Here is a 6,394-nt window from a genome sequence, read left to right as displayed (position 1 = left end):
CCCGCCGCGCGAACCACGACACCAACGTCACCCCCGCATCAACCGCGAGCGCGGAACCACTCGCAGCAGGCGCGGCCACAAGCTCAGCCCGCTCCTGCGGAGACAGAACCTCCACCCGGCCCACCGGCAGCGAGGGCTCACCCACCACAGCCCCCAACACCCGTACAAACCGCTCCGCCAGCAACTCCACCGACGCACGGTCGAACAGGTCGACGCTGTACTCGACCTCTCCCGACAGTCCTCCGGCGTTGCCCTTGGCGTCGCGGGCCGCCGAGACGTGGAAGACGAGGTCGAACTTGGCCGCTCCGGTGGAGGCGCGTTCGGTCGTCACCGTCAGGTCGGGGAGCTGGGCCACTGTGTCGAGTGCCGCGCTCTCCTCGTCGTTGTTCCACTCCAGGACCGTCTGGAAGAGAGGGTGACGGGAGGGGGAACGCTCGGGATTGACGGCTTCGACGAGGCGTTCGAACGGGATGTCCTGGTGCGCGTAGGCGGTCAGGTCGGTCTCCCGCACGCGGGCCAGAAGCTCCGTGAAGGTGGGGTCGCCGGACAGGTCGGTGCGCAGGACGAGGGTGTTGACGAAGAACCCGACCAGGTTCTCGACGGCGTCGTCCGTGCGCCCCGCGATCGGCGAGCCGATCGGGATGTCCGTACCCGCACCCAGGCGGGAGAGGAGCACGGCCAGCGCCGCCTGCACGACCATGAAACCGCTGCAGTCGTGGGCGCGCGCCAGTTCCTCGAGGCGCTGGTGCAGCTCGGCCGGGACGCTCAACGGCACGGAGTCGCCCCGGTACGAGGGGGCCGAGGGGCGGGGACGGTCGACGGGCAGCTCCAGTTCGGCGGGCAGTCCCGCCAGTTCACGCTTCCAGTGCGCGAGTTGACGGGAGGCGGTCGACTCGGCGTCGTCCTCGGCGCCCAGTACCTCACGCTGCCACAGCGTGTAGTCGGCGTACTGCACCGGCAGCGGTGTCCAGGACGGTTCGCGTCCGGCGACCCGGGCCGCGTACGCCGTGGTCAGGTCCCGGGCCAGCGGGCCCATGGACCAGCCGTCGCCCGCGATGTGGTGGAGCAGCACGAGCAGGACGTGCTCCTCGGGCGCCAGCTCGAACAGCCACGCCTTGAGGGGGATCTCCTCGGCGAGGTCGAAGCCCTGCCGGGCCTTGTCGGTGAGGCGGTCCCGCAGGTCGTCCGGCTCGATCCGCTCGACGGGGAGGTCGGGGCGGGCCCGGTCCGGGGAGAGCACCGTCTGGTGGACGTCGTTGGCCTCCCCCGTGAAGACGGTACGGAGGGACTCGTGACGTTCCACCACGTCCGCGAGCGCCGTCTTCAGGGCGTTCCGGTCCAGGGTGCCGGTGAGGCGGAGGGCGGTCGGCAGGTTGTAGGTGGGGCTCGGTCCCTCGAAGCGGTCGAGGAACCAGAGGCGTTGCTGCGCGAAGGACAGGGGGACGTGCTCGGGGCGCGGTCCGGCGGTCAGCGGGACGCCGGCCCGTTCCGCGGAGGTGAGTACGGCGGCCAGGCCCGCGACCGTCGGGTGTTCGAAGAGCCGGCGGACCGGGATCTCGGCCCCGAAGGTGGTGCGCACCCGGTTCACGAGGCGGGTGGCGAGCAGGGAGTGTCCGCCCAGGTCGAAGAAGCTGTCGTCGATGCCGGGCACGGCGACGCCGAGGACCTCGGCGAACAGCCCGCACAGGATCTCCTCCTGCGGGGAGCGCGGCCTGCGGCCCGCGGTGGCACCGCCCCGTTCGGGGATGGGCAGGCCCTTGCGGTCGACCTTGCCGTTCGCGGTCAGCGGGAGCGCGTCGAGTTCCACGAACGCCGACGGGACCATGTGGGCGGGCAGGGTCGCGGACACGTGGGCGCGCAGGGCGGCGGGGTCGACGACCGCATCGTCGTCCGGGACCACGTAGGCGACCAGTCGGCGGTCTCCGGGGCGGTCCTCACGGACCATGACGAAGGCGTCGGCGACCTGCGTCGCGGTGGTCAGCGTGGCGCGCACCTCGCCGAGTTCGATGCGGAAGCCGCGGACCTTGACCTGGTCGTCGACGCGGCCCTGGTACTCCAGGTCTCCCCGTGCGGTCCGCCGTGCGAGGTCTCCCGTGCGGTACATGCGGGAGCCGGCCGGTCCGTGGGGATCGGCGACGAAGCGTTCCGCGGTCGGGCCCGGGCGTCCGAGGTAGCCGCGGGCGAGGCCGGCGCCCGCGAGGTACAGCTCACCCGTGACCCCGTCGGGGACCGGGCGCAACGCGGAGTCGAGGACGTACGTCCGGGAGTTGGTGATCGGTGCGCCGATCGCGGGAGTGGCCCGGCCGGTGAGCGGGGTGCTGATCGTCGCGCAGACCGTCGCCTCCGTCGGTCCGTACGCGTTGAGCATGCGCCGGCCGCGCGACCACTGTTCGACGAGGTCGGGCGGGCAGCTCTCGCCCGCGACGACCAGGGTCGTGACGGTACTCATGGCGTTTTCGGGGAGCGAGGGCAGGGCGGACGGCGGCAGGGTCACGTGGGTGATCCGCTGCTCGTCGAGCAGGGCGGCCAGCGGCGCCCCCGGCATCAGTCGTTCCTGCGGGGCCAGGACGAGGCAGGCACCCGCCAGGAGCGCCATGCAGATCTCGGAGACGGACGCGTCGAAGCTCGGCGAGGCGAACTGCAGGACCCTGCTGTCCGCTTCGACGCCGAACGCCTCGATCTGCGCGGCGGCGAGGCTGGGGAGGCCGCCGTGGGTGACGACCACGCCCTTGGGACGGCCGGTCGAACCGGAGGTGTAGATGAGGTAGGCCGGGTTGCCCGGTCGGGCGGCCCGGTCCGGTGAGGTCGGGTGACCGTACGCGGCCGGGGCCTGTCCGAGGTCGTCCACCAGGATGCGGGGCAGCTCGGACACGGCTGTGCCGGAGGTGCCGGCCGCCTCGCCCGCACCGTCGCTGACGGTCCCGGCGATCTTGGCCAGGCGCTCGCCCAGCGTGCGGGTGGTGACCAGCGCGCCGGGCGCCGCGTCGCGCAGGATGTAGGCGATGCGGTCCGCGGGGTAGTCGGGGTCGACCGGCAGGTAGGCCGCCCCGGTCTTCATGACGGCCAGGATCGCGACGACGAGTTCGGCGCCCCGGGGCAGGGAGACGGCGGCGATCCGTTCGGGGCCCAGTCCCGCCGCGCCGAGCCGGCCGGCCAGCCGGTCGGATGCCTCGTCGAGCTGGGCGTACGTCAGCACGGTGCCCTCGTGGGCGACGGCGGGCGCGTGCGGGGTGTCGCGGGCGCGGGTGCGGAAGAGATCCGGCAACGTCGCGTCGGGCAGGGCGCGGGTCGGCCCAGTCGCCAGGGCGAGGAACCGGTCGCGCGGTGCGGGTGCGGGCAGGTCCACGCGTCCGACCGGGCCGCCCGGGCGGTGGGCGAGGTCGCGGAGCACGTCCAGGAACCGGTCGGCGACCGACCGTGCGCCGCGCTCGTCGAACAGGTCGGGCCGGTGATCGAGGCGGAACGCGAGGCGCGTCCCGGGTACGGCGACGAGCGCGAGGGCGTAGTGCGTGGCGTCCCGGTTCGTGGCCCCGGTCAGCGTCAGGCCCGAGCGCCCCGCCAGCGCGCCCAGGGCGTCGGCGTCCAACGGGTAGCTCTCGAAGACCATGGAGGTGTCGAACAGCTCCCCCAGGCCGGTGAGCTGCTGAATCTCGGTGAGGCCCAGGTACTGGTGGTCGAGCAGGGCCGTCTGCTCCCGTTGCAGCCGGCCGGCGAACGCGGCGGCCGTCTCCCACGGGTTGATCCGGGTACGCAGCGGGATGGTGTTGATGAAGAGGCCGGCCATGTCCTCGGCGCCGTCCAGGTCGGCCGGACGGCCGGAGACGGTGACACCGAAGACCACGTCGTCCCGCCCGGTGAGCCGGCCGACGACGATCGCCCAGGCCGCCTCGACCAGCGTGTTGAGGGTGACGCCGGACGACCGGGCCTGTACGGCGAGGGCCGCCGTGTCCTCCTCGCCGAGGGTGAACTCCAGCCGTGCGGGGGCGAGCGGGGCCCTCCCCGACCCCACCGGAGCCACCCGGCTCGGTTCGTCGAGCCCGGCCAGCGCCTCCTGCCAGGCGGCTCGGGCGGCGTCCCGGTCCCGGTCGGCCAGGTGTGCCAGGTAGTCCCGGTACGGCCGGACCCGTGGCAGGCCGGCGGCGCCGGTGTCCCGGTCGGTCCGCCGCGCGTACAGGGCGAGCAGTTCCCGTACGAGCACGGGTGAGGACCAGCCGTCGAGGATGATGTGGTGGTTCGTCAGGACGAGGCGCCACTGCTCCGCGCCGAGTCTCAGCAGCACGTAGCGCAGCAGCGGGGGCCGGTCCAGGTCGAACCGGGTGCCGTACTCCTCTTCGAGGACGCGGGCCACCGCGGCCTCCCGGTCCGGCTCGTCCGCGCCGGTCAGGTCGACCTCCCGCCACGGCAGCGGCGGATCGCTCACCACGACCTGCACGGCGTGCCCGGAAGCCGTCCTGCGGAAGGCCGAGCGCAGGGCGCTGTGCCGCCCCAGCACCTCCCGCGCGGCCTCGCGCAGGGCGTCGGTGTCGAGGGCGCCTTCGATGTCGACGGCCAGCTGGGCCGTGTAGATGTCGGGGGCCGAGTCGTCGTAGGCGCTGTGGAAGAACAGTCCCTCCTGCAAGGGGGACAGCGGCAGCACGTCTTCCAGTACCTGGGGCTGGACTGCCTGTGCTGCCTGTGCCTCCAGCGTTTCGATCTCGGGCTGCGTGATGCCCGTCAGGAGCACGTCGGACGGGGTCAGACCGCCCGCTCCGGGGGTCCGGCTGTGCTCGGCCGTCGCTTCCAGCGCCCGGAACCAGCCCTCGGCCAGGTCCCGCACGCTCGCTTCGTCCAGCAGCTCACCGGCCCAGGTCCAGGAGGCGACCAGTTCGGGGCCGTGCTCGCCGTCGCGTGTGGCGGCGTTGACCTCGACCGTGTGTGCCAGGGCGAGTCGGGGGTCCTCGATCGCACCGGCCAGCGGAACGGCCGTCCAGTCCGCGGCCTCGGCACTGCCCTCCGGGGCCGCGCCGGCGATCCGGCCCAGGTAGTTGAACCCGATCTGGGGCCGTATCCGGCCCAGCTCGGTGCCGGATGCCGTTCCCGGGACGAGGTGACGCAGAAGCCCGAAGCCGAGACCCTTGTCGGGTACGGCACGCAGCTGTTCCTTGACGCGCTTCAGCACCGTACCCGGGTCGGACGCGCCGTTCCGCCCGTCCCCGGGTGCCAGCCGCACCGGGTGGATGCTGGTGAACCAGCCGACCGTGCGCGACAGTTCGGCGCCGGGTGCGGCTTCCTCCACCCGGCCGTGCCCTTCCAGGTCAAGGAGCACGTCATCGGCCGCGGGAGCGCCGTGTTCGCTCCGCCACCTGGTCACCGCGGTCGCGAAGGCCGCGAGCAGCACCTCGTCAGCGCCGGCCCGGAACAGCGCGGGCGTCACACCCAGCAGGGTGCGGGTGGCCTCGGAGGACAGCCGCAGTTCGAGGGTGCGCGCGGTGGCGAAGGTGTCGCGCGCCGGGTCCAGGGGACGGTCACCGAGCAGCGGGTCGGGTCCGGCCAGGGTCCGCTGCCACAGAGGCCGCTCCCCCTCCCGCCCCGGTGCGGCCTCGGTCAGCCTGCGGGCCCAGCTCCGGAACGAGGTGCCCACCTGCCCCAGTACGGGCTCGCGTCCCTCCGAGAGCGCCTGCCACGCCTCCTCCAGGTCCTGCACGAGGATGCGCCAGGACACGCCGTCCACCGCGATGTGGTGCACGACCAGCAGGAGTCGTCCCTGAAGCTCCCGGCCACGGTCGAACCAGACCGCCCGGACCAGCGCACCGGAGGCCGGGTCGAGCGCTCGCCGCGCCCGCTCCCCCTCCGCCCGCATCAGGTCCTCCAGCGCCTGACCGTCCACCTCGGACGCGTCCACCCGGCTCAGGACCGCGTCCGCGGAGGGCACGCGCCCGACGTCCAGTGCTTCGAGCGTCCACGCGTCGTCCGTACGAAGCCGAAGACGCAGTGCGTCATGGCGGTCGAGCAGCTTCTGTACGGCGATGACCAGTCGTTCGCGATCAGCCCGGGCCGGTACGCGCACCACGACGGCCTGGTTGAACTGGTCGACGGGCCCCCCGCGATCGGCGAGCCAGTGCATGACGGGCGTGAGCGGCACGGCACCGATGCCGGCGCTGTCCTCTTCCGCGGCGGCACCGCCCTGCGGGTCGTCCACGACGACGAGCGGCGCGAGCGCCTCGACCGTCTTGTGCTCGAAGACGTCCCGAGCCGACAAGCTCAGTCCGGCTCGACGGACCCGACTGATCAGCTGGATCGACATGATGCTGTCGCCGCCGAGGTCGAAGAAGCTGTCGTCGATGCCGACGCGCTCCAGGCCGAGGATGTCGGCGAAGAGGTGGCAGAGGACTTCTTCGTGGGGGGTGCGGGGTGC

At 73.1% G+C, this 6,394-nt stretch carries 1 protein-coding gene; it reads right to left on the bottom strand.

Going from position 1 to position 6,394, the window contains the following annotated elements:
• Window positions 1-6,394, bottom strand: a 6,394-nt coding sequence (locus ACZ6EG_RS33940; RefSeq protein ID WP_469610484.1) for an amino acid adenylation domain-containing protein, incomplete at both ends; no start/stop codon positions are given.

This window comes from Streptomyces sp. NPDC041968 (assembly GCF_055589025.1).
The sequence above is the reverse complement of the archived record's forward strand: the minus strand, read 5'-3'. Positions and strand labels throughout refer to the sequence as shown.